The sequence below is a fragment of the Thioclava litoralis genome, from assembly GCF_045278885.1.
Taxonomy (GTDB): domain Bacteria; phylum Pseudomonadota; class Alphaproteobacteria; order Rhodobacterales; family Rhodobacteraceae; genus Thioclava; species Thioclava litoralis.
On record NZ_CP135443.1, the window covers coordinates 2,156,426 to 2,177,500 of the forward strand.

Here is a 21,075-nt window from a genome sequence, read left to right on the forward strand (position 1 = left end):
CGAGACAGCGGCTGGAGGCCCTGAATGTTTGATATCGGTTGGAGCGAACTTCTGGTTATCGGCGTGGTCGCCTTGATCGTCGTCGGGCCGAAGGATCTTCCTGTCATGTTCCGGACCCTCGGGCGTCTGACAGGGAAGGCCAAGGCGATGGCCCGCGAGTTCTCGCGGGCGATGGAGGATGCGGCAGATCAGGCCGGTCTTGCCGAAACCTCCAAAGAGCTGAAAGGGCTGACGTCCAAGAAGGCTCTGGGCTTGGATGCGCTGGAACGCGCGACCGAGAAGTTCGAGAAATGGCAGCCCGGCCTGCCCAAAGCGGCCACCAGCCCGCAAGCGGCAGAGCAGGCCACGGCCCCCGTGGCCGAGCCTGATCCCAATCTGGCGGCGCAAATCGACCCGTCCGAGCTTGCGGACGAGCCCGAGATCGCAGCGCCGAGCCACCCTGCCGAGGTACCGGCCACCGATGCGCCGGTTGCGGCGCAGGATCGGGGCGCGGAAAGAAAAGAGACGCCATGAGCGCCGAGAACGATATTGAAGACAGCGCAGCGCCGCTGATCGAACACCTTGCCGAATTGCGCACGCGTATCCTGTATTCGCTGGCCGCTTTCATTGTGGCGATGGTAGCCTGCTATGCCGTCTGGAACCCGATCTTCAACTTCCTGACCCATCCGATCTGCCATGCTCTGGCGGACCGCGGCCAGCATTGCGGGCTCTATCTGATCAAGCTGCAGGAAGGCTTCTTCGTCGCGGTGACGATCTCGTTCATGGGCGGGTTTGCCTTGTCTTTCCCGATTATCGCCTACCAGATGTGGCGTTTCGTGGCACCGGGGCTCTATCGCTCGGAGAAAAACGCGTTTCTGCCGTTCCTGATCGCCTCGCCGATCATGTTCTTTGCCGGCGCGGCTTTTGCCTATTACGTGATCCTGCCGCTTGCGTTCAATTTCTTTCTCGGCTTCCAGCAGGGCGGATTTACTCCCGACGGGGCCGCGGCCAATGATATGGCCGCTATCGGTTTTCAGGGCTCGGTGCAGGAATACCTGTCGCTGACCGTGAAATTCGTGATGGCCTTCGGGATCTGTTTCCAGTTGCCGGTGTTGCTGTCGCTGATGGGCAAGGCGGGGCTGGTCTCTGCGGCTGGTCTGGGCAGCGTGCGCAAATATGCGGTTGTGGCCATCCTGATCGTGGCAGCTATCGCGACCCCGCCTGATGTCATCTCGCAGGTGATCCTGTTCACGGTCGTCTACGGTCTTTACGAGGTGTCGATCTTCCTTGTGCGCCGGATCGAGCGTAACCGCGAAGCGCGGATGCGGGCGGAGGGGACATGGGTCGAAGAGGATGACGAGGACGACGAGGACCCCGAGAACAAATCCTCCTGAACTTTAACACTGACAGATTTATCGCCCCGGAGATGCTTGCCATGTCCGGGGTTCATTTTCGAAGGACGATCCCATGCACCGCAATGACCTGAAATACGAATTGGCGCGCCGTAACCTGACCAATCAGGATCTGGGCACGGCGACGGGGCTGCGCGAGGATATTCTGGTCCAGTTTCTTGATGGCCAGCGCCCGCTGCAAGATGCCGAGGAGGGGCGCATTCTGGACTATCTGTCAAGCGTGCCCCCCCAAGGCGGGCAAGACGCCCTGACCCGCATCGCGGAGGCGCTTGAACGCATGTCGCCTGCGCCGATGCCTGCCCCCGACTTTGCCGCCGCGACCGCTTTCGCGTGGCGCACGTCTCCTGACCGGCTGGATCCGGTGGCCGAGGTCAATGGGGTGGATTTCGATCTGCTGCAGGGCATCGACCGGTCCCGCGATATCCTGCTGACGAACACGTTGCAATTCGCGCGCGGGGCGGCGGCCAATAACGCCCTGCTTTGGGGTTCGCGCGGTATGGGCAAGTCGTCCCTGGTGAAGGCGGCCCATGCGCAGGCCGTCAAACAGGGCTTGCCGCTTAAACTGGTGGAGCTGTCGCGCGACGATCTGCCATCTGTCGGGCGTCTGCTGGCGCATCTGCGCGCGGCTCCCGAAATCCGCTTCATCCTGTTTTGTGATGATCTGTCCTTCGATCACGATGACCGGCATTACAAATCTCTGAAGGCCATTCTGGATGGCGGGATCGAAGGGCGCCCGTCAAATGTCATTCTTTACGCAACCTCGAACCGCCGCCATCTGATGCCGCGCGATATGATCGAGAACGAGCGCTCTACCGCGATCAATCCGGGCGAGGCGGTGGAAGAGAAAGTGTCCCTGTCCGACCGGTTCGGTCTGTGGCTGGGCTTCCATCCCTGTTCGCAGGACGATTATCTCAAGATGATCCGCGCCTATTGCGACCGTTACGGTCTTACGATTTCGGATGAGGCGCTTTGGGCGGAGGCAATCGAGTGGCAGGCCACACGCGGGTCACGTTCGGGGCGCGTAGCATGGCAGTTCGTGACCGATCTCGCAGGTCGTCAGGGCGTTGCTTTGTGATCAAAGGGGTAGGAGCGGATTACTCGATCCGCTCCATCAGCCGCGCCACTCCGACGCAGCCCAGCAAAACCAATGCGACGGCGGGGGCGGGGATCCCTGCCGAAATGGCGAACCACAAGGTTGCTCCGGCTGCGACAAGCACGGCCAGGATGAGCAAGAGGAAGGTTGGTAACGGCATCGGTTTCTCCTTACCTTTCCAATATGGGACGGCAAAAGGTTAAGGAAAAGATGGGTCGCGCCATGATAAGCTCTAAAAATATCACAAAATTGCAATATGCGGTGATTTGGCCCGTGAAACGCCTAGTGCTTGTGCAGTCCGGCGGCGTTTCAAAAGTGTGACAGAATCGGCCTGACGGTGAGTTTGGGTTCTGGGGGGCTTGGGGAGCCGTATGCTGCGGGCCTCTGCCGGAAGCGGTCAGCCTCAGGCCCGCAGATCGCGGCGCCGTTATGCGCCGTTCGAAAACCGGCCCAGAGCCTGCGCGATCTGATCCAGCGTTGGACGTGAGGATTTCGGCGTGCGGGCAAGGGCGTCGCGCATGGCTGCCAGATGTGCGCCCTGAGTGCCGCAGCAACCGCCGATGATCCGTGCGCCGCAATCCCGCGCCATCAAGGCATATTCGGCCATTAACTCTGGCGTGCCGGTATAGTGCAGCTCTCCATGATGGAAATGGGGGACGCCGGCATTCGACTTCGCAATCAGCGGGATATCCGTTCCGCTGGCGGCCATTTCCAGAATGCTGCGCAAAAGATCCGATGCCCCCATGCCGCAATTCGCTCCGGCGGCCACGGGTTTATATGCCAGCTTGTCCAGCTTGCGGGTGAACTCGGTGGGGCTGACCCCCATCATGCTGCGTCCGGCAGTGTCGAAATTCATGCTGATGCACCATTCCATCGCGCAGTCGCGTGCGACGATTTCAGCAACATGGACCTCCTCAAGGGAGGAAAGCGTTTCAAACCACAGCAGATCGACCCCACCTTCGCGCAAGGCGCGCGCCTGCTCCGTATAGATCTCGACGGCGCGTTGGCGGGTCATCGTCCCCATCGGGGCAAAAATCTCGCCCGTCGGTCCGACGGACCCTGCCACGATCACAGGGTCGGGGGCCTGATCGGCAATCTTGCGCGCCAGTCGGGCCGCTGCGGTGGCCAGCAGCGGGGCCTGTGCGCCACGTCCGAAACGTTCAAGCTGGCAGCGATTGCCGCCATAGCTGTTGGTGCACAGGATCTGCGCGCCATTTTCCAGCGCCTCCTGATGAAGGGCCGTGACATGCTCCGGATGTTCCACAGACCATAGCTCGGCGGGATGGCCGGCGGGCAGCCCCATATTGAACAGGGTCGTGCCGGTTGCCGCATCCGCGAGCAGAGTATCGTTCTCTGCAAGGAGCTGCTGTAATCGCTTGGTCATGGTACCACTCGTCGGTCAGATGCGCAGGGCAGCCGGAGGCCATTAGGGACCCGCGCTGCGTGCTCCACTTGCCACGCAAGGGCGCCGAGTTCAATTCACTCCCTGTGGATAGATGTCTGCGGCAGGGGCGGTGGCTTGCGGATGATCCGCGCGATATCGGCCGCCGCAAGGGCAAGGGCCGATCGCGAGGGGGCGGCAATATAAAGTGTGCTCAACTGGGGGGCAAACCCCATTTTGAACTGGCGCAACCCGACGGCTCCCCGTCCTTTTTCCGCGCGCCGCCAGATCATCGCCGCAGGTCCTTCGATCTGATCCGGGCGGGGAGGGAGCGCGGCGAGAGACAGGCGCGGGCAGTTTTCCGCCCGTGCCGCCTCTATCGCTGTGACGATCAGTTGGTGCATGGTGCCATCCGGCGCGTCATCGGTCGTGCGCATCAGGTCCAGAGCCCATTCGTGGATGTTGCTATGGAAACTGGCAAACCCCACCAATCGCCCTGCATGCCAGGCCAGAATGACCTCATGGCCGCTGACATATCCGGTGTCAAAGCGCCCCATGGAAAACCCCCTTTCGCCGCCGCGGGCGAGGGCCCATTCTGCCGCAACCTCCGTCATCTGCGCGAGCGGCATCTCGTCAAGGCAGTGAAGGCATTCCACCCCCGCTTTTTGGGCTTTGCGCAACTTGCGCCTCAGGCCCGATAGGGCGGGACCATCAAGGGAAAACCGGTCCGGACGCAGCCAGCATTCCTGCGCGACAGGCGTCACCGCCCAGCCCGCCCTGCGGGCCTCTAGTGCCGTGCGCGCATTGATCTTGTAAAGGCAGGCCAATCGTCCCTGATCGCGGGCCTCGATCCTGAGGCTGCGCAACATTTCCGGCAGGGAGTGCGCCCCGACCGGATCGCGCAGCCCCACCAAGGCCTGCTGTGTCTGGCCGATCATCCAGCCCGAGCGCATGTTCTCGCCCAGCAGAACGAAATGTTCGCCCTGACGGAGAATGCCGAATTCGGCATGGGGGCTTTGCGCTGCCAGAGCGGCGATGCGGGGGGTGAATTCACGGGCGGCAGGCACCAGGCGCCCGCGCGGCGGCAGGTGCCTTACCGGCGCGCCAAGTGCCAGCATGCCGAGGGCCAAGGCCGCGGGCGCACCGTAATACACAACGCGCCACGCCACGATCGCGGCCAGAAGCGGGGCCTGCTCGGCTCCGGGCAGCAGCATCAGAAGCGTCACCTCGAACGGCCCGACCCCGCCCGGCGTGCCGGAAATGAAGCCCGCACCCAATGCCAGCAGAAAGGCCGGATATAGCGCCACCAGCGGGTGCACGGTTTCAGCGGGCAACAAAACCCAGAGCGCAAGCGCGGCAAAAGCGGTGTCGAGGACGGTCAGCCACAGAATCCGCCCCATGATCGGCAGGCTGGGCAGGCGCGGCTGCCATTTTCCGATCTTGACGACAGGGTTCCACAGCGCAAGTGCGGCCACACCGCCACCCAGAAACAGCCCCAGAAGGGCAAAACCCTGTAGGGCAAAAACGGGCAGGCCCGGCAGCTGCACGGGCGTGATGATGACCACGATCGCCGTGACGACCGCCCAGCCTGCCAGAAAGGTCGCAGCGACCATGGCCGTCATCTTAGAGGCTTCGATCATCGAGAAGCCGGGCAGCATCCGCCAGCGCACAAGTGCGCCGGAAATCAGACCGAAGCCCACGGTCTGCGAGATCGCGATCGATACCCAGCCCGCGCGTCTGGCCTGCTGGTCGTGCTGGCCGGTCTCCATGATCTTGTGGATCAGCGCGTCATAATTGGCCAGTGCCGCAAAGGAGAGACATGTCGCAAGCATCGCGCCCATCCATTGCAAGGCGGAGACCTGCGTGAGCGAGGAGAGAATCGCCGTATAATCGAGCCCGGTTACACGGTCGCGCAGAACCCATGCAAAAGCCGCCAGCATCACAATCGCGGCCAGTTGCCGCCGCACCGCTTTGCCCCATGCCAGAGACTGCGTCTTGGCCGGAATCTCTGCCGGATCAGCCAGTGCCTCGGCGGGGCCATCCGCCTCTAGAAGACGTGCGGTTTCGGCCATGATCATCGCCTCCGGATGGCGTTCGGCATAGGACGGATCGGAGAGATCAGGGGCGGGCAGCGCGATGTCATGGCTTCGGGCATCCAGAACGGTCCTGTCCAGCCATGCTTTTGCTTCTGATGCCTGTTGTCCGGCAATTTTTCCGTAATGACGCATCACTCGTCCTCCGTTTCGCGAGAGCGAGACTAGGGCGAAGGCCCTTACACGAGCTTAACGTTCATAACACACTGCTACGGGTTGTGCTGTTTTTGCGCGTCGCGCGTCACAAAGCGCCGGAAATGCCAAGTGCGGAACCTTTGGTTTGCGTTGCAGGCTTGCGGCGAAAGAGGGCTTGGCCTATAGGGGCGAGAAAGGGCATAGGTTTGCCCGCATGTCCGATTGGCGCGCATGGGGCGCGTCCGGGTCATTATCCGAGTGGAGAGCACATGGCACCCCGGCGCAAAAAGATTTACGAAGGCAAAGCGAAGATCCTGTTCGAAGGCCCGGAACCGGGAACACTGGTCCAGTATTTCAAGGATGATGCGACGGCCTTTAACGCTCAGAAGAAGGACGTGATCGACGGGAAAGGGGTTCTGAACAACCGCCTGTCGGAGTTCTTCATGAACGGTCTGACCAATGTCGGCATCCCGAACCACTTCATCCGCCGCCTCAATATGCGCGAGCAACTGATCCGTCAGGTCGAGGTTGTGCCGCTGGAAGTGATCGTGCGCAATTTTGCCGCCGGTTCGATTGCCAAGCGTCTGGGTCTGGAAGAAGGCACGCCGCTGCCGCGCCCGATCGTGGAATATAGCTACAAGAACGACGCGCTTGGCGACCCGCTGGTGCCGGAGGAATATATCGTGGCGTTCGGCTGGGCCAATCAGCAGGATCTCGACGATATCGTGGCGCTGGCGCTGCGGGTGAATGACTTCCTGTCGGGCATCTTCTTTGGGGTCGGCATCAAGCTGATCGACTTCAAGATCGAGATCGGTCGTATCTGGGAAGGCGATTTCATGCGTCTGATCGTGGCCGACGAGATCAGCCCCGACAGCTGCCGCCTGTGGGATGTCAAAACCGGCGCGCATCTTGATAAGGATGTGTTCCGCCGCGATCTGGGCAGCCTGACCGATGCCTATAGCGAAGTCGCCCGTCGTCTGGGCGTGCTGCCCGAGCAGGGCAATGGCTCCAAGCCCACGCTGATTAATTGACCACACCGCGGTCTGCATCTGATTGGTGGGACCGACACAGACTGAATGGGGACCGGCATGCCGGTCTCCGATGACCAAAGGCAGCACGCTGCCCTAAGACTTGCAGAGGATGACACCGATGAAAGCCCGCGTTCACGTGATGCTGAAGGATGGGGTTCTGGACCCGCAGGGTGAGGCCGTTCGCCACGCGCTTGGTGCGCTTGGTTTTGCCGGCGTGGAAGGCGTGCGCCAAGGCAAAGTGATCGAGCTTGACCTGAAGGCCGCCGACAAGGCTGCCGCAGAAGCCGAAGTGCAGTCCATGTGCGAGAAGCTTCTGGCCAATACCGTGATCGAGAAATACACGGTCGAAATCGTCTGAGAAGACAGTCGGGGAGGGCGCAGCGCGTCCCCCCTTTGCAACTCTAGCGCAGCTGTAAGACAGGAGCGTCGCCATGAAGGCAGCCGTCATCACCTTTCCCGGATCGAATTGTGACCGCGATCTGATCGTCGGTTTCGAGAAAGCCGGAGCCGAGGTTGTTCGTGTTTGGCACAAAGAAACCGAATTGCCGGCAGGGGTGGATGTCGTGGGCGTGCCCGGCGGCTTCTCCTATGGCGATTACCTGCGCTGTGGCGCGATTGCGGCCCAGTCGCCCATCGGGCGCGCGCTGGTCGAATTCGCGCATAAGGGCGGTTACGTGATCGGGGTCTGCAACGGCTTTCAGGTGCTGACCGAGATGCGCCTTCTGCCGGGGGCGCTGATGCGCAATGGCGGGCTGAAATATATCTCGAAGCCGGTGCCGCTGACCGTTGCCACCCAAGACAGCGTGTTCACCGCAGGCTATTCCAAAGGCCAGGAGATCCTGATCCCGATTGCCCACCACGATGGCAATTACCAGATTGATGCCGAAGGGTTGAAGGCGCTGCAGGGCGAGGACCGTGTGGCCTTCCGCTATGGCGACAACCCCAATGGTTCGGTGGATGATATCGCCGGTGTCCTGTCGGAAAACCGTCGGGTTCTGGGCATGATGCCCCACCCCGAGCGCGCGGTGGATGCAAATCATGGCGGTACGGACGGGGCGGCGCTTTTCCGCTCCTTGCTGGACGGGCTTGTCTCGGCCTGAAGCTTTGAGACTTGTTGCGCCTGAGGCCTTCGCCTAGATTTGGCGCATGTCGCATACCTTAACCATCGAGACAAAGACTGTGCCCCGCGATCGGACCCGACGCGGGCGCATTCTTGTGCGTCTGGCGGTTTTTGGCATCCTGTGCCTTGCCGCTGGCGCGATGTGGTTTACCAATGCGTGGCTGACCCAGCGATTTACCGAAACCACCCGTGTGCGCACGGAATTGCGTCTGGCGCTGTACACGGGCAACCTGATTTCGGAATTGCAGCGGATGTCGATCGTGCCGCTCCTGCTGGCCCGCGATCCGGCCCTGACGCGATCTCTGTCCAGCGGTGATTTCTCCGAGACATCGGCCGCGCTTATTTCGGCCCGCGATGATGTGTCCGCAGCGTCGATCCGTTTGCTGGACCTGTCGGGCCGCGTGGTCGCGGCGACCAATCGCAACCTGATCGGCACCAGCTATGCCTCCGCGCCGTTTTTCGTGGAGGCCCAGCGGTCGCGCGATACGGTCTTCACCACCGATGCGATGGAAGGGCCGGGCACAGAGTTCAACTATTCACGGCTGCTCAGCAGTGGCGGCACCCCCTTGGGGGTGATCGTGGTCGAGGCCGATCTGGCGAAATTCGAACGGGCCTGGGCGGGGATTTCCGATGCCGTGGCGGTGACCAATAGCGAAGGCAAGATCATCCTGACCACCGAGCCGCGCTGGCGCGGGCTGACAATGGCCGAGGCGCTGGCTGCACGGGATGCCCCGACCGCGATCCAGCGCGCCCTTCAGGCGACGGCCGATCTGGCCAACGAGCCGCCCGACGCCTATCTCGGCGGTGCCGGTGTGATGCAGACCGAAACCCGCATTCCTTTCCGTGGCTGGAAGATGACCGCCTTCACCTCCTATGATTCCGTGCGCGAGCGGGTGAATGCCGTCTTGGCACTGGAGATTATGGGCTTTGCGATTTTTCTTGCGCTGGCCTTCTACTGGCTGTCGCGCAGGGCGCGGATGCAATCGGTGGCATTGCGGCAGGAATCAAAAGAGCTGCGCGCATTGAACACCCGCCTGACCCGTGAGATTGCCGAGCGCGAGAAGGCGCAGAAAGAGCTGGCCGTGGCCGAGCAGACGCTGGCGCAAAGTTCGAAACTGGCGGCTTTGGGCGAGATGTCGGCCTCGGTCAGCCATGAATTGAACCAGCCTCTGGCCGCGATGAAGACCTATCTGGCTGGTGCGCGTCTGTTGCTGCAACGCAAGCGCGGCGACGAGGCCCTGACGAGCTTCCAGCGGATCGACGATCTGATCGACCGGATGGGCGCGATCACCCGCCAGCTGAAATCCTATGCGCGTAAGGGGGGCACCGCCTTCGAGCCTGTGGACCTGCGCGATGCGGTGTCTTCGGCGCTGTCGATGATGGAGCCGCAGTTGAAATCGCGCACGGTGCAGATCGTGCGGAGCCTGCCGCGTAATCCGGTCATGGTGATGGCCGATCGCATCCGGCTGGAACAGGTGATTATCAACCTTTTGCGCAATGCGCTTGATGCCACCAAAGCCACGACCGAGCCGCAGATCGACATCCTGCTCTCGGACGGGGCGCAGGCGGTGCTTTCGGTGCGTGATAACGGGCCGGGCATCGCGGATCTTGAAAAACTATTCGAACCCTTCTGGACAACAAAAAAGCCCGGAGAGGGAACCGGATTGGGTTTGGCGATTTCTTCCTCGATCGCCAGTGACCTCGGGGGCCGGTTGACGGCCCGAAATGCCGAAGCAGGCGGGGCGGTGTTCGAACTGCGTCTGCCCTTGCTGTCGGACGAAACAAAAACAGATGAAGAGCGTGCTTGACGTAACGCGCCACGGAGAACGAAATGTCGCGAATGATGAAGATTGCAATTGTCGATGATGAAGAAGACATGCGTCAATCCGTCAGCCAATGGCTTGCCCTGTCGGGCTTTGACACGGAAACTTACGATTGTGCCGAGGCGGCGCTGAAAGAGATCGGTGCCGATTGGCCCGGTGTCGTGATTTCCGACATCCGCATGCCCGGCATGGACGGGATGGAATTTCTCAAACGGCTGATGGGCATTGATAGTGGCTTGCCGGTTATCATGATCACCGGTCATGGCGATGTGCCGATGGCGGTGGAAGCGATGCGTCTGGGGGCGATGGATTTCCTTGAAAAGCCCTTCGATCCCGACCGGATGAACGAACTGGCCAAACGCGCGACCCAAGCCCGCCGTCAGACATTGGAAAACCGTGCGATCCGCAAGGATCTGGCCAATGGCGAACAGATGATGGGCAAGTTGATCGGCACGTCCGAACCGATGGAGCGGTTGCGCGAGGATATTCTCGACCTCAGTCAGGCCGATGGCCATGTGCTGATCGATGGCGAGACCGGCACCGGCAAGACGCTGGTGGCCCATGCTCTGCATGCGACGGGCTCGCGGGCGGGCAAGGCGATGGTGACCGTTTCTTGCGCGGCCTATTCCGAGGAGGATCTGGCGACCAAGCTGTTCGGGCCTGTCGAAAGCGGTCTGCCGCTGGTGGAGAAAGCGCGGGGCGGCACGCTCTGCCTTGAGGATATCGAGGCGCTCTCGCAATCCTTGCAGGCCCGTCTGCTGACCTTCATCTCCGAGCAGGGCGTGCCTGCGGAGACGCGGATCGTGGCGATCTGCAACCAGCATGGTGAGGGAACGACGCTGGAAGATGTGCTGCGCCCCGACCTCTATTTCCGGCTGGCGGCCCTGAAAATCACCCTGCCGCCCCTGCGCAACCGTGGCGAGGATGTGCTGACGATCTTCGCGCGGATGGCCGAGCAGTTTGCGGATGAATATGGCTGTGACACCCCCGAGCTGACCGCGCAAGAGGCCGCACAGCTGCTGCAGGCCCCTTGGCCGGGCAATGTGCGCCAGTTGATCAATGTTGCCGAGCGGGCCGTTTTGCAGGCGCGTCGCGGCTCGGGTTCGATTGCCTCGCTGTTGATGACGGATGACAATGACAGCACTATTCCGGCGATCACCACCGAGGGCAAGCCGCTCAAGGAATATGTCGAGAATTTCGAGAAGATGCTGATCGATAATACCATGCGCCGCCATAAAGGCTCGATTGCCAGCGTGATGGAAGAACTCTGTCTGCCGCGCCGGACCCTGAACGAGAAAATGGCCAAATACGGTCTGGCCCGTCAGGATTATCTCTGAGCGCAGGCCTTTGGCGGGGCGGCCAATCTGTGCCGTGCCCTGCCGCATTGTTTTTCCGCCTCCGCCTCCCCATCTTGACGGGGGGGCGGTTAGCCCGCAAATCTCTGAAGGGGTTTATCGTGCGAGGAAAAATGACAGATATCAAAACGGCTTTGGACGATCTTCTGAACCGTCAGGACCTGCCGCTTGACGCAGTTCTGGACCGTCATTTCAGCCCGAACTATCGCCAGCGCACCAATGGGGTCTGGGACGACCGGGAGGGATTCCGTCTCCATGTCCAGAAGCTTCGCGAGCTTGTCGCCTCGGCGGAAATCGAGGTTCTGGACGAGGTGAGTGATGGCCTGAACTATGCCGACCGCCATATCGTCTCCGCCACCAAGCGCGACGGGCATCAGGTGGTGCAGGAGGTCTATCTGTTTGCAACGCGCGATCCCGAAGGACGGTTCGAGCGCGTGGAAGAGATGACGCATATGCTTGATGGGGCGGCAGAGGATCGCGGGCTCGGGACCGTCAAATAGGTTTTTGCGATGGCGGTCTGCAATGCCGCCGAGGGGGCTGTCGCAGCCCCGCATTCTGGACCGTTGCTGGCCGGCATGGCGCACTTGGCTGCCATAGAAAAAGGGCCTGAAGCAGGGATGCTTCAGGCCCTTTGGCAGTCTTTGGGGGCTTAGTTGCCGACGTTCCACCAGCCCCGGCGTTTGGGCGCGTTATCCGCTTCCGCCTGCGCGGCTTCGGGTTCGGCTGTGCTTTCCTTCGCGCGTTCTGCGACCGGTGCCTGTGCCGTGATGACCTCGCCAACCGCTGCCTCTGCAACCGGTGCCTCTGCGGCGGGGGCTTCGGCAACCGGTGCCGCAGGGGAGGCGATTTCTGCCAGACCTGCATCGGCTTCCGGAACAGAGGCTACCGCCTCCGCGGCGGGGGCCGTGTCTGCAACAGTCCCGGAAGCCGGAGCTGCAACAGCCTCAACCTCAGCCTCGACAGCGAGCGTCTCGTCCTTTTTCGAACGACGCGCGCGGGACCGGCTGCGCTTGGGCTTGGGCGCATCTTCTGCTTCCGCGGTGGTCTCGGGCGCAGTTTCGGCTTCGGCAGTGGTGTCTGCCGCATTGTCACCCGCTTCGGCGTTGGTCTCAGCCTCAGCCTCAGCCTCAGCCTCAGCCTCGGCTTTGGGCTTGCGGCGCGACCGCGACCGGCTGCGTTTGGGCTTGGGGGCCTCTTCTGCAACTTCCGGTGCCGTGGCCTCGCCTTCGGCGTCTTCTGCGGCGACGTCCGGCTCTGCCTCAGCCGCAGGGGCGCTGTCCTCTTCGTCAGATTCGGTCTCAGCCTCATCATTGAGCTGATCCGCACCCGATTTCCGACGGCGACGACGGCGGCGCTTCTTCTTCTTCGGGCCTTCATCGGTCGACGTTTCCGTGGCAGCCTCGGGCGCCTCGTCTTCGTCTTCCTCGACGATCTCCGCATCCAAGGCCGCATCCAGCTCTTCAAGCTCGCTCATGAACTCTGCACTGGCATGAACCACATTGGACACCGCTTCGGGCACCACACGGGTTGCGGTTTTGAATTTCTCGATCACGTAATCGGGCGAGACCAGCGTCGGATCGGCCTCGATACGGACAGAAAGCCCGTAGCGCGACTCGATCAGGGCGATATGTTCGCGCTTCTGGTTGATCAGGAAGTTGGCCACGGCAACAGGCACGCGCACCAGAACCTCGCGGGCGCGCTTGCGGGTGGCTTCTTCCTCGATCGCACGCAGGACCTGCAGCGCCATGCTGTCATCCGAGCGGATGAGGCCGGTGCCGTGGCAATGCGGGCAGGGCTGCGTAGTGGATTCGATCATCCCCGGACGCAGACGCTGGCGCGACATTTCCATCAGACCGAAGCCCGAGATGCGGCCGACCTGAATGCGGGCGCGGTCGGTCTTGAGCTTGTCCTTCATCCGTTTCTCAACGGCGGTGTTGTTCTTGCGCTCGTCCATATCGATGAAGTCGATGACGATGAGGCCAGCAAGGTCGCGCAGGCGTACCTGACGGGCCACCTCGTCGGCGGCCTCGAGGTTGGTTTTCAGCGCGGTCTCCTCGATGGAGCCCTCTTTGGTCGCACGGCCCGAGTTCACGTCGATTGCCACCAGTGCCTCGGTCACGCCGATCACCAGATAGCCTCCGGATTTCAGCTGCACCACGGGGTTGAACATCGAGGCCAGATAGCCCTCGACCTGATAGCGCGCGAAAAGCGGCAGCGCCTCGGCATAATGCTGCACGTTCTTTGCATGGGACGGCATGATCATCCGCATGAAGTCTTTGGCCGCACGATAGCCGCGCTCGCCTTCAACCAGCACCTCGTCGATATCCTTCGAGTAAAGGTCGCGGATCGAGCGCTTGATCAGATCGCCTTCCTCATAGATCGGGGCGGGGGCGACCGACTTCATCGTGAGTTCGCGGATCTGCTGCCACATACGGATAAGATATTCGTAATCGCGGCGGATCTCGGTCTTGGTGCGTTGCGAGCCTGCCGTGCGGATGATCAGACCCGCGCCCTGCGGAACGGAGAGTTCCGAGGCGATATCCTTCAGCTTCTTACGGTCGGCGGCATTGGTGATCTTGCGCGAGATGCCACCACCGCGGGCGGTATTGGGCATCAGCACGCAGTAGCGGCCAGCAAGCGACAGATAGGTGGTCAGTGCCGCCCCCTTGTTGCCGCGCTCTTCCTTCACCACCTGCACCAGCATGATCTGGCGGACCTTGATGACCTCTTGGATCTTGAAGCGGCGCGCGCGGGGCTTGCGCGGGCGGCGGATCTCTTCGCTCACATCCTCTTCGGCGACGGATTCGATGTCGTCATCGTCATGATCGCTTTCCGAGCCGTGGTCGTCTTCCTGCTCGTCGGCCGCATCATGGGGGGCGTCGTCGGATTGGGGGGTGTCGTGATCCTCGATATGGAGGTTGTCCTCTGACGGATCGGCCACGCCCATGCCGGGAATATCTTCCGAACGCAGGGTCTCGTCTGCTGCGGTCGCCTCGGCCTGTGCAGGCTGCGTTTCCGCAGCATCGCTGCGCGACGAACGGCGACGACGACGCGTGCGCGCCGGTTTTTCTTCTTCGTCCTCGTCGGATTGCGCAAGGGCGCGCTCTTCTGCCAGAAGCGCTTCGCGATCTGCCGTGGGGATCTGGTAATAATCAGGGTGGATCTCGGCGAAAGCCAAGAACCCGTGACGGTTTCCACCGTAATCCACAAAGGCGGCCTGTAGCGAAGGCTCGACCCGCGTCACTTTTGCCAGATAGATATTTCCGGCAAGCTGGCGCTTGTTTATCGTCTCAAAATCGAACTCTTCGACTTTATTCCCGTCCACAACCACCACGCGGGTTTCTTCCGCGTGTGTGGCATCGATGAGCATTTTCTTTGCCATTTATCCTGCTTTCCCGCAAAGAACGGCGCGCCGTGGCAAGGCCAGGCGACTGTGCTTTGTGGTCTGTTTCTGTGGCGAGAGCGCACGTCGCCAGAGGGAAGGCGGCGGCGTAGAGCCTGCCCGACATCTTCCTTGGTCCATCCGGTCGCGTCATCGCGTTTCATCCTAAAGGCGGGGTAGGACTTGTGGTCCGCGCCCAAACTGATGCCGTTCTTCCCTGAGGGGGTTGCCCGGCGTGGCGTGCGGCCTTGCGGCCAATCGGTTGATCCTGGACGGGGTCGCGCGAGTGACGCGCGGACCTTACCGGCCGGAATTCAGCGAAATCCGTGGGTGGGATCACGTGACGTGACAGAACACCAACATAAAAACAACAATAGACGGTGCCTTGTGGAAAACACAATCTGTTTTTCGTCAACGAATGGTTAACAAGGGCTTACCCGGTTGTGAGAAAGTATCGGCAATGCCGCTAAAGGCGATAAATCGGGCAGTTTCTCGCGGTGGGAGTGTCGCAATAGAAAAGGGCCCGCACGATGGCAGGCCCTTTCCGGAATTGGATATTCGCGAAGATTAGCGCTTCGAGAACTGGAACGAACGGCGTGCTTTGCGCTTACCGAATTTCTTACGTTCAACAACACGCGAGTCGCGGGTCAGGAAGCCGGCAGCTTTCAGAGCCGGACGCAGTGCCGGTTCGTAGACTTGCAGAGCTTTCGAGATACCGTGCTTCACGGCACCTGCTTGGCCCGACAGACCACCGCCAACAACGGTCGCGTAAACGTCGAATTCGCCTTCAACGCCAGCAACACCGAAGGGCTGGTTCACGATCAGCTGCAGAACGGGGCGAGCGAAGTAAGCCTTCATCTCTTTGCCGTTCACGGTGATCTTGCCGGTGCCCGGCTTGACCCACACGCGGGCAACTGCGTCTTTACGCTTGCCGGTCGCGTAGGAGCGGCCTTGTGCGTCACGGACGGGCTCGCGGTTGATCGAAACGGTGGTTTCGCCAGCAGCTTCAACGCCCGATACGGCCGACTTCAGATCGTCGAGGGATTTGAGTTCTTCAGCCATGATTAGCTCCGGGTGTTCTTTTTGTTCAGCGACTTGACGTCGAGAACTTCGGGCGACTGTGCTTCATGCGGGTGCTCGGCACCGGCATAGACGCGCAGGTTCGACATCTGGGCGCGGCCCAGACGGTTACGCGAGATCATACGCTCTACGGCTTTGATCACGACGCGCTCGGGGTGGTTGCCCTCGAGGATCTGACGCGCGGTGCGCGATTTGATCCCGCCCGGGTGGTTCGTGTGCCAGTAGTAGGTTTTGTCATCGCGCTTCTTGCCAGTCATCTGCACCTTGTCGGCGTTGATGATGATGACATTGTCGCCCATGTCCATGTGCGGCGTGAAGGTGGCTTTGTGCTTGCCACGCAGACGCATTGCGACGATCGAAGCAAGGCGGCCCAGAACGACGCCTTCAGCGTCGATCAGGATCCACTTCTTTTCGATCTCCGCCGGTTTTGCGGTATAGGTGTTCATAAGATCGTCCCTTGACGGGTTGTGAATTCAGATTGGGGGCTTTTCTACGATCTTCAAATCAAAATCAAGCCTCTTTATCTTGATAAAATACATACATTACAATGACTTGCAATTTAGGTATTTAAATACCCCATAAATTCCAAGGCTTTTGGTGGTCTTGGGCAGAATCCGTGGCGCAGAAAAGGGCCGGGCCATCAAAAAAGGCGCGGGGGGGGGCGCGCCTTGTTCTTTCAGCCGATCGCCGCGAGGCCGGGGAAAGTGTCCAGAAGCCAGTAGCTGAAATCGGTGAACTGTCCGGTCAGCATCATCAGCCCGACCGTCCATAGCAACAGGCCCGAGATTTTTTCGATCCGGCCCATGTGGCGCTTCATCCAGCGCATGACGCCTTGCAGGCTCGGGAAAAAGGCGGCCACCAGCAGGAAGGGAATGCCAAGGCCTATGGCATAGGCTGCCAGAAGTCCGACGCCGCGGCCGATATCATTGCCCGAGGCGGCAACGCTGAGGATGGCTCCGAGGATCGGGCCGAGGCAGGGGGTCCAGCCGAAGGCGAAGGCCAGCCCCAGCACATAGGCCCCCAAAGCCGATCCGCCGGTATCGCCGGTATTGAAGCGCGCCTCGCGGTCCATGAAGCCGATCCGGAAGATACCGATGAAATGGGCGCCGAAGATCATGATGATCACCGCAGCCGCTTTTGTGAGCCAGTCCTGATAGGGGCCAAGCGCGCGTCCGAGCGCCGAGGCGGAAATCCCCATCAGCAAGAACACAGTAGACAGCCCGAGCACGAAGAAGACCGCCGCCAGCACCACTTTGCCACGTGCTTTCGAGGTGCCACCCTGCATGTCCGACACCGAGACCCCGCCCATGAAGGCCAGATAGGGGGGGACGATTGGCAATACGCAGGGGCTGAGGAAAGACAATATTCCGGCGAGCACCGCAATCAGCAGGGCAGGGAGGAAGGCGGCATCGAGGACAAGCTGTGCATCTAACATGGTTTGGCCATACTATAGAAATCGGCGCGGGTCACTTCCCGTTTTCGCGCGGTATGCGGCGCGGATGATGTTTTGTCCTCGCCTGTTCTCTTCCGAGTGGACAAGGGGGCCAAGCTTGCGCATTGTGCCGCCCATGAAAGACGATACCACATGGATAGATGCCAAGGGCTTGTTGTGCCCCTTGCCGGTTCTGCGCTTGCGCAAGGTGCTTGAAGGGTTGCCTTCGGGGGCGGTGGCGCTGTTGGAGGCGACCGACCGTGCCTCTTGGGTCGATGTGCCGCATTTCTGCGCACAGACCGGTCACGAGATGATCTCGGCGGAAGAGCGCGACGGGGTTCTGGCCTATCTGGTGCGGCGCAAATAACCGCTCTCGCGCGGATATGATCTGTGGTTTGCCGAACCATATTGACTTATATCTTGGCTGGCATAAAGCGCGATTGCGGAGCCGTGACTCCGTCTATAGAGCGATTTTTCCGACATGATACCGCTTGTAATGACGTCGGGCGATCTTCTGGCAGATCGCCGCGCAGATTATGCCGAATCCTACCTGCCGTCCGATCCGGCCGCCGCCGCAGAGCTTTACCAGCAGGCGCTGGAACGGGCGCCCCGCTGGGCTGCAGGCTGGTTCCGTCTGGGGGAAATCCGCGCCGATGCGGGCCTTGATCTGGCCGAGGCCGCTTTCGAGAGGGTGCTGGAGCTGGATCCGGAAGACCGTCTTGGGGCAAGCCTCAGGCTGGATCTGCTGCATCCGCGTTCGCTTTCCGATGCCATGCCGACAGCCTTTGTCGAGGCATTGTTCGATCAATATGCCTCCGGCTTCGAGGAGTCGCTGCTGAGCAAGCTCGACTATCGCGCGCCCGCCCTTTTGGCCCGCGACCTGCAATGCCAGTACGAGCGGGTGCTGGATCTGGGATGTGGCACAGGGCTGATGGGGCGTGAACTGGCTGCGAAAAGCGGCTGGCTCGAAGGCTGGGATATTTCCTCCGAAATGCTGCGCGAGGCCGGGGCCAAGGCCTGTTACCACGCGCTCGAAAAGCGCGACCTTTCCGCCCTTATGCCCGAAGAGAGCCGCTGGGACCTGATCACCGCCGCCGATGTCTTTGCCTATATCGGGGCGCTGGAACAGATTATCGGCTGGGTGTCGGCCGCGATTCGTCCGGGCGGGCGGTTTGCCTTTACGGTTGAGCTGCATGACGGCCCCGAGGCCTATATTCTGCGCCCGTCGCGCCGCTACGCACATTCGCGCCATCATCTGGCGGAGTTGCTGGATCTGGCAGGTTTCGAGGCGGCGATCACCACGGACTGGTTGCGGATGGATCGGGGGGCACCTATCGAAGGCCTGATCGTGCAGGCGCAGCGTCGTGCCGATACATCTCCGCAGCAGGAAACGGATATGCGCGCCCTATGTCTGTAACTGTGTCTCTGGATGCCCCGTCGCCGCGACCGAAAGCGGTGTAGGGCGTGCAACGACGCGGTGGAGCTGTTCTTGGCCGTCCATGCGCCCTGCTCGTTCGCCGGATCGGAGACTGGGCGATCCGGCCCCCGTGTGATAGGTTGCATGATACGGTTTGCAAATTCGCCCGGATTTTCCTAGCTGTCGGAAAAACACAAGAAAGGGCCCTCATGTCCGTCTCCATGCTTTCTACCTTTATCAAGCCGATGCACCGCGAGGGGCGCAAATTCGTTGCGATCTTCGCGGCTGTGACTGTGGTCCTTTTCCTGATCTGCGAGCCTCTGGGCTGGATCGGTGTCGGGCTGACGGTCTGGTGCTACTATTTCTTCCGCGACCCCGAGCGTGTGACGCCGGTGCGCGACGGGCTGATGGTATCGCCCGCCGACGGGATCGTTTCTCTGCTGGAACCGGCTGTGCCGCCGGTCGAGCTGGGGCTTGGTGATCTGCCGCTCACGCGGATTTCCGTCTTCATGAGCGTCTTCAACTGCCATGTGAACCGCTTGCCGCACGAGGGCAAGATTACCCGTATCGCCTATCACCCGGGCAAGTTCCTGAATGCCTCGCTCGACAAGGCGAGTTCGGAGAACGAGCGCAACGGCCTTGCGGTGCAGATGCCCGACGGTCGGTCCTACGGTGTGGTGCAGATCGCGGGTCTCGTGGCACGCCGTATCCTGTGTGAAGTCAAGGAAGGGCAGGCGTTGCTGACCGGCGAGCGCTTCGGCCTGATCCGGTTCGGGTCGCGCCTCGATATCTACCTGCCCGAAGGTGTCTCGCCGCAGGTTGTGATCGGTCAGACGATGATTGCGGGCGAAACCGTGCTAGCTGATCTGGCATCCGCAAAAGAGCCGCGTCTGGGCGGCCAGCGTTAAGGAGAGACTGATGGCCGAACGTGAAGACAGGTTGCCCTTCCTGCAGCTCATCCCCAATCTGGTGACGATTTCGGGGATGTGCCTCGGGCTGACCTCGATCCGGTTTACCATGACGGGCAAGTTCGAGACGGCCGTGATCCTGATCGTGCTTTCGGCCGTAATCGACGGAATGGATGGTCTGCTGGCACGCCGGCTGCGCGCCACGTCCGAATTCGGGGCCGAGCTCGACAGCCTGTCCGATTTCCTGTGCTTTGGCGTGGCGCCTGCGCTGCTGGTCTATCAATTCGCTCTGGGCGAGACCAATTCGCTGGGCTGGGTCTTCGTGCTGGCCTTCGCGGGGGCAGGGTGTCTGCGCCTTGCACGGTTCAATGTCATGCGCTCGGAGCCGGATTCCATGCGCCATTTCACCGGCGTACCTGCGCCGGCGGGGGCGGGGCTCTGCCTTATGCCGGTCTTTATTACGCTTTCCGGTATCGCGGATGCGCGTCAGGCACCGATTATGGTGGCAATCTGGGTCGGCATCGTCGGCTTGTTGATGATCTCGCGGATCAAGACGATTTCCCCGAAGGCGATGCGCATCCCTAAAGGGCTGACGATCTTCCTCTTCATGGCGATGGTTGTGATGATGGGGATGATTTTCACACGCTTCTGGCTGCTGATGGTCATTTGCGGCTGTATTTATGTCGCGCTTCTGGTGCCGCCGATCTTCCGCGAAAAGGGACGTCTGTTCTAGAACCGCCCTCTCCGTGCCCCATGCAAAAGACAGGCCCGCCATATATTGGCGGGCCTGTCGTGTTTTGGAGGGGCAGAAAGGGAAGGGAGCACGCCTGACTCGGCCAGGATTCGGCGGATTTCAGGCCTGTTCTTCGGAAAATGGTAGGGCTGGCGATGTCGGACTAAAAAACGGGCATAAAACTGTTCGAAATATATGCTTTAATTTCAGTTGGTTGGCTGATTTTTTTGGTTTTTGGCATGTTTTTGTGAAAAAAGGGGTTGCGGGTTGTGGGTGTTCTCCGTAAATACCGCTTCACCGCAGCGGCAGACGACGCAGCGGGGCGCGGAAGCCGCGGCGGACGGGATCGAAAGAGACGGTTTGAAGCGGTTGAAGCGATAGAAATTCGGAAGATTAGGTTGGCGGTTAGCACCTGAGGATTGGGTGCTGCTGGTAATTTTTGTCTTCGGCTCTTTGACATTGATGGTTTTACTGAAGAGATATGCGGGCGGTTTGGTCGATGATCGACTAAATGATCGTTTGCATATCGGCTCACTAGGGTTTCGGCCCGATGATGTGAGTGTCAGCTTCACTGTTTGTCGGTTTCACGCAAGTGAGAACGGTAAGCAGAAAGCGTTTATCCAATTGGATAGACGATGTGCGAAGGTTCATGCGTCAAGGTTAGCGATGTAAATCGCTTTCAACTTGAGAGTTTGATCCTG

At 60.9% G+C, this 21,075-nt stretch carries 20 protein-coding genes and 1 rRNA gene (1 of these 21 running past the window's edge); 14 read left to right on the plus strand and 7 right to left on the minus strand.

Going from position 1 to position 21,075, the window contains the following annotated elements; genetic code table 11:
• Positions 1–24 precede the first annotated feature (24 nt).
• The 3 genes from tatB to RPE78_RS10710 all read left to right on the plus strand — a co-directional run bounded on the left by tatB (position 25) and on the right by RPE78_RS10710 (position 2,466).
• Complete coding sequence (gene tatB, locus RPE78_RS10700; RefSeq protein ID WP_406720535.1) at positions 25–513, plus strand: Sec-independent protein translocase protein TatB; 489 nt, start codon at positions 25–27, stop codon at positions 511–513.
• Complete coding sequence (gene tatC / locus RPE78_RS10705; protein ID WP_339106964.1) at positions 510–1,373, plus strand: twin-arginine translocase subunit TatC; 864 nt, start codon at positions 510–512, stop codon at positions 1,371–1,373. The genes tatB and tatC overlap by 4 nt, the downstream gene beginning before the upstream one ends.
• A 295-nt stretch (positions 1,374–1,668) precedes the next feature.
• A complete protein-coding gene (locus RPE78_RS10710; RefSeq protein ID WP_339109492.1) occupies positions 1,669–2,466 on the plus strand; it encodes an ATP-binding protein in 798 nt (265 codons plus the stop codon).
• 19 nt (positions 2,467–2,485) lie between these two features.
• Here RPE78_RS10710 and RPE78_RS10715 read toward each other — a convergent pair whose 3' ends face one another.
• From RPE78_RS10715 to RPE78_RS10725, 3 genes are all read right to left on the minus strand, one after another.
• Entirely contained in the window at positions 2,486–2,644 is a 159-nt protein-coding gene (locus RPE78_RS10715) for a hypothetical protein (RefSeq protein ID WP_339106965.1), read from the minus strand.
• 267 nt (positions 2,645–2,911) lie between these two features.
• Complete coding sequence (gene bmt / locus RPE78_RS10720; protein ID WP_406720536.1) at positions 2,912–3,868, minus strand: betaine--homocysteine S-methyltransferase; 957 nt, start codon at positions 3,866–3,868, stop codon at positions 2,912–2,914.
• A 95-nt stretch (positions 3,869–3,963) separates the two neighbouring features.
• Entirely contained in the window at positions 3,964–6,093 is a 2,130-nt protein-coding gene (locus RPE78_RS10725; RefSeq protein ID WP_406720537.1) for a phosphatidylglycerol lysyltransferase domain-containing protein, read from the minus strand.
• A 269-nt stretch (positions 6,094–6,362) separates the two neighbouring features.
• Between RPE78_RS10725 and purC the strand changes: the two genes are divergently transcribed.
• The 6 genes from purC to RPE78_RS10755 all read left to right on the plus strand — a co-directional run bounded on the left by purC (position 6,363) and on the right by RPE78_RS10755 (position 11,922).
• Positions 6,363–7,124 (plus strand): phosphoribosylaminoimidazolesuccinocarboxamide synthase, encoded by a 762-nt coding sequence (gene purC, locus RPE78_RS10730; protein WP_339106968.1) that lies wholly within the window; start codon positions 6,363–6,365, stop codon positions 7,122–7,124.
• Between the two features lie 118 nt (positions 7,125–7,242).
• Complete coding sequence (gene purS / locus RPE78_RS10735; protein WP_339106969.1) at positions 7,243–7,482, plus strand: phosphoribosylformylglycinamidine synthase subunit PurS; 240 nt, start codon at positions 7,243–7,245, stop codon at positions 7,480–7,482.
• Positions 7,483–7,555: 73 nt separating this feature from the next.
• Complete coding sequence (purQ, locus tag RPE78_RS10740; protein ID WP_339106970.1) at positions 7,556–8,224, plus strand: phosphoribosylformylglycinamidine synthase subunit PurQ; 669 nt, start codon at positions 7,556–7,558, stop codon at positions 8,222–8,224.
• Positions 8,225–8,384: 160 nt separating this feature from the next.
• Positions 8,385–10,052 (plus strand): ATP-binding protein, encoded by a 1,668-nt coding sequence (locus RPE78_RS10745; protein WP_339109493.1) that lies wholly within the window; start codon positions 8,385–8,387, stop codon positions 10,050–10,052.
• A gap of 23 nt (positions 10,053–10,075) precedes the next feature.
• Positions 10,076–11,404: a sigma-54 dependent transcriptional regulator gene (locus RPE78_RS10750; RefSeq protein ID WP_339106971.1), complete on the plus strand. Its 1,329-nt coding sequence runs from the start codon at positions 10,076–10,078 to the stop codon at positions 11,402–11,404.
• A 131-nt stretch (positions 11,405–11,535) separates the two neighbouring features.
• Positions 11,536–11,922, plus strand: coding sequence for a hypothetical protein (locus RPE78_RS10755; protein ID WP_406720538.1), 387 nt, complete (start codon positions 11,536–11,538; stop codon positions 11,920–11,922).
• A 149-nt stretch (positions 11,923–12,071) separates the two neighbouring features.
• Here RPE78_RS10755 and RPE78_RS10760 read toward each other — a convergent pair whose 3' ends face one another.
• The 4 genes from RPE78_RS10760 to RPE78_RS10775 all read right to left on the minus strand — a co-directional run bounded on the left by RPE78_RS10760 (position 12,072) and on the right by RPE78_RS10775 (position 17,319).
• On the minus strand, positions 12,072–14,804 hold the full coding sequence (locus RPE78_RS10760) for an Rne/Rng family ribonuclease (RefSeq protein WP_406720539.1): 2,733 nt from the start codon (positions 14,802–14,804) through the stop codon (positions 12,072–12,074).
• 567 nt (positions 14,805–15,371) lie between these two features.
• The gene (gene rpsI / locus RPE78_RS10765; protein WP_339106974.1) at positions 15,372–15,866 is read right to left on the minus strand and encodes a 30S ribosomal protein S9; all 495 of its coding nucleotides are present in this window, start codon (positions 15,864–15,866) and stop codon (positions 15,372–15,374) included.
• 2 nt (positions 15,867–15,868) lie between these two features.
• On the minus strand, positions 15,869–16,330 hold the full coding sequence (gene rplM / locus RPE78_RS10770) for a 50S ribosomal protein L13 (RefSeq protein WP_339106975.1): 462 nt from the start codon (positions 16,328–16,330) through the stop codon (positions 15,869–15,871).
• A 230-nt stretch (positions 16,331–16,560) separates the two neighbouring features.
• A complete protein-coding gene (locus RPE78_RS10775) occupies positions 16,561–17,319 on the minus strand; it encodes a cytochrome c biogenesis protein CcdA (protein ID WP_339106976.1) in 759 nt (252 codons plus the stop codon).
• A gap of 133 nt (positions 17,320–17,452) precedes the next feature.
• Here RPE78_RS10775 and RPE78_RS10780 point away from each other — a divergent pair, with 133 nt between their 5' ends.
• From RPE78_RS10780 to RPE78_RS10800, 5 genes are all read left to right on the plus strand, one after another.
• Positions 17,453–17,683 carry a sulfurtransferase TusA family protein gene (locus tag RPE78_RS10780; RefSeq protein WP_406720540.1) on the plus strand — a complete coding sequence of 77 codons (231 nt, stop codon included), beginning with the start codon at positions 17,453–17,455 and terminating at the stop codon, positions 17,681–17,683.
• A gap of 114 nt (positions 17,684–17,797) precedes the next feature.
• A complete protein-coding gene (locus RPE78_RS10785) occupies positions 17,798–18,733 on the plus strand; it encodes a methyltransferase domain-containing protein (RefSeq protein WP_406720541.1) in 936 nt (311 codons plus the stop codon).
• Between the two features lie 209 nt (positions 18,734–18,942).
• Positions 18,943–19,641: a phosphatidylserine decarboxylase gene (locus RPE78_RS10790; RefSeq protein WP_406720542.1), complete on the plus strand. Its 699-nt coding sequence runs from the start codon at positions 18,943–18,945 to the stop codon at positions 19,639–19,641.
• A gap of 10 nt (positions 19,642–19,651) precedes the next feature.
• Positions 19,652–20,374 carry a CDP-diacylglycerol--serine O-phosphatidyltransferase gene (pssA, locus tag RPE78_RS10795; protein ID WP_339106980.1) on the plus strand — a complete coding sequence of 241 codons (723 nt, stop codon included), beginning with the start codon at positions 19,652–19,654 and terminating at the stop codon, positions 20,372–20,374.
• 680 nt (positions 20,375–21,054) lie between these two features.
• A 16S ribosomal RNA gene (locus RPE78_RS10800) occupies positions 21,055–21,075 on the plus strand (it continues 1,447 nt past the right edge of the window).

What these genes read in the sequence shown, in the direction of transcription:
- tatC (WP_339106964.1), top strand. Translation starts at nt 510, where the DNA reads ATGAGCGCCGAGAACGATATTGAAGACAGCGCAGCGCCGCTGATCGAA.
- rplM (WP_339106975.1), bottom strand. Translation starts at nt 16,330, where the DNA reads ATGAACACCTATACCGCAAAACCGGCGGAGATCGAAAAGAAGTGGATC.
- RPE78_RS10755 (WP_406720538.1), top strand. Translation starts at nt 11,536, where the DNA reads ATGACAGATATCAAAACGGCTTTGGACGATCTTCTGAACCGTCAGGAC.
- RPE78_RS10760 (WP_406720539.1), bottom strand. Translation starts at nt 14,804, where the DNA reads ATGGCAAAGAAAATGCTCATCGATGCCACACACGCGGAAGAAACCCGC.
- rpsI (WP_339106974.1), bottom strand. Translation starts at nt 15,866, where the DNA reads ATGGCTGAAGAACTCAAATCCCTCGACGATCTGAAGTCGGCCGTATCG.
- RPE78_RS10715 (WP_339106965.1), bottom strand. Translation starts at nt 2,644, where the DNA reads ATGCCGTTACCAACCTTCCTCTTGCTCATCCTGGCCGTGCTTGTCGCA.
- pssA (WP_339106980.1), top strand. Translation starts at nt 19,652, where the DNA reads ATGGCCGAACGTGAAGACAGGTTGCCCTTCCTGCAGCTCATCCCCAAT.
- RPE78_RS10785 (WP_406720541.1), top strand. Translation starts at nt 17,798, where the DNA reads ATGATACCGCTTGTAATGACGTCGGGCGATCTTCTGGCAGATCGCCGC.
- purQ (WP_339106970.1), top strand. Translation starts at nt 7,556, where the DNA reads ATGAAGGCAGCCGTCATCACCTTTCCCGGATCGAATTGTGACCGCGAT.
- RPE78_RS10725 (WP_406720537.1), bottom strand. Translation starts at nt 6,093, where the DNA reads ATGCGTCATTACGGAAAAATTGCCGGACAACAGGCATCAGAAGCAAAA.
- RPE78_RS10750 (WP_339106971.1), top strand. Translation starts at nt 10,076, where the DNA reads ATGTCGCGAATGATGAAGATTGCAATTGTCGATGATGAAGAAGACATG.
- tatB (WP_406720535.1), top strand. Translation starts at nt 25, where the DNA reads ATGTTTGATATCGGTTGGAGCGAACTTCTGGTTATCGGCGTGGTCGCC.
- RPE78_RS10790 (WP_406720542.1), top strand. Translation starts at nt 18,943, where the DNA reads ATGTCCGTCTCCATGCTTTCTACCTTTATCAAGCCGATGCACCGCGAG.
- RPE78_RS10710 (WP_339109492.1), top strand. Translation starts at nt 1,669, where the DNA reads ATGTCGCCTGCGCCGATGCCTGCCCCCGACTTTGCCGCCGCGACCGCT.
- RPE78_RS10745 (WP_339109493.1), top strand. Translation starts at nt 8,385, where the DNA reads ATGTGGTTTACCAATGCGTGGCTGACCCAGCGATTTACCGAAACCACC.
- RPE78_RS10775 (WP_339106976.1), bottom strand. Translation starts at nt 17,319, where the DNA reads ATGTTAGATGCACAGCTTGTCCTCGATGCCGCCTTCCTCCCTGCCCTG.
- RPE78_RS10780 (WP_406720540.1), top strand. Translation starts at nt 17,453, where the DNA reads ATGAAAGACGATACCACATGGATAGATGCCAAGGGCTTGTTGTGCCCC.
- bmt (WP_406720536.1), bottom strand. Translation starts at nt 3,868, where the DNA reads ATGACCAAGCGATTACAGCAGCTCCTTGCAGAGAACGATACTCTGCTC.
- purC (WP_339106968.1), top strand. Translation starts at nt 6,363, where the DNA reads ATGGCACCCCGGCGCAAAAAGATTTACGAAGGCAAAGCGAAGATCCTG.
- purS (WP_339106969.1), top strand. Translation starts at nt 7,243, where the DNA reads ATGAAAGCCCGCGTTCACGTGATGCTGAAGGATGGGGTTCTGGACCCG.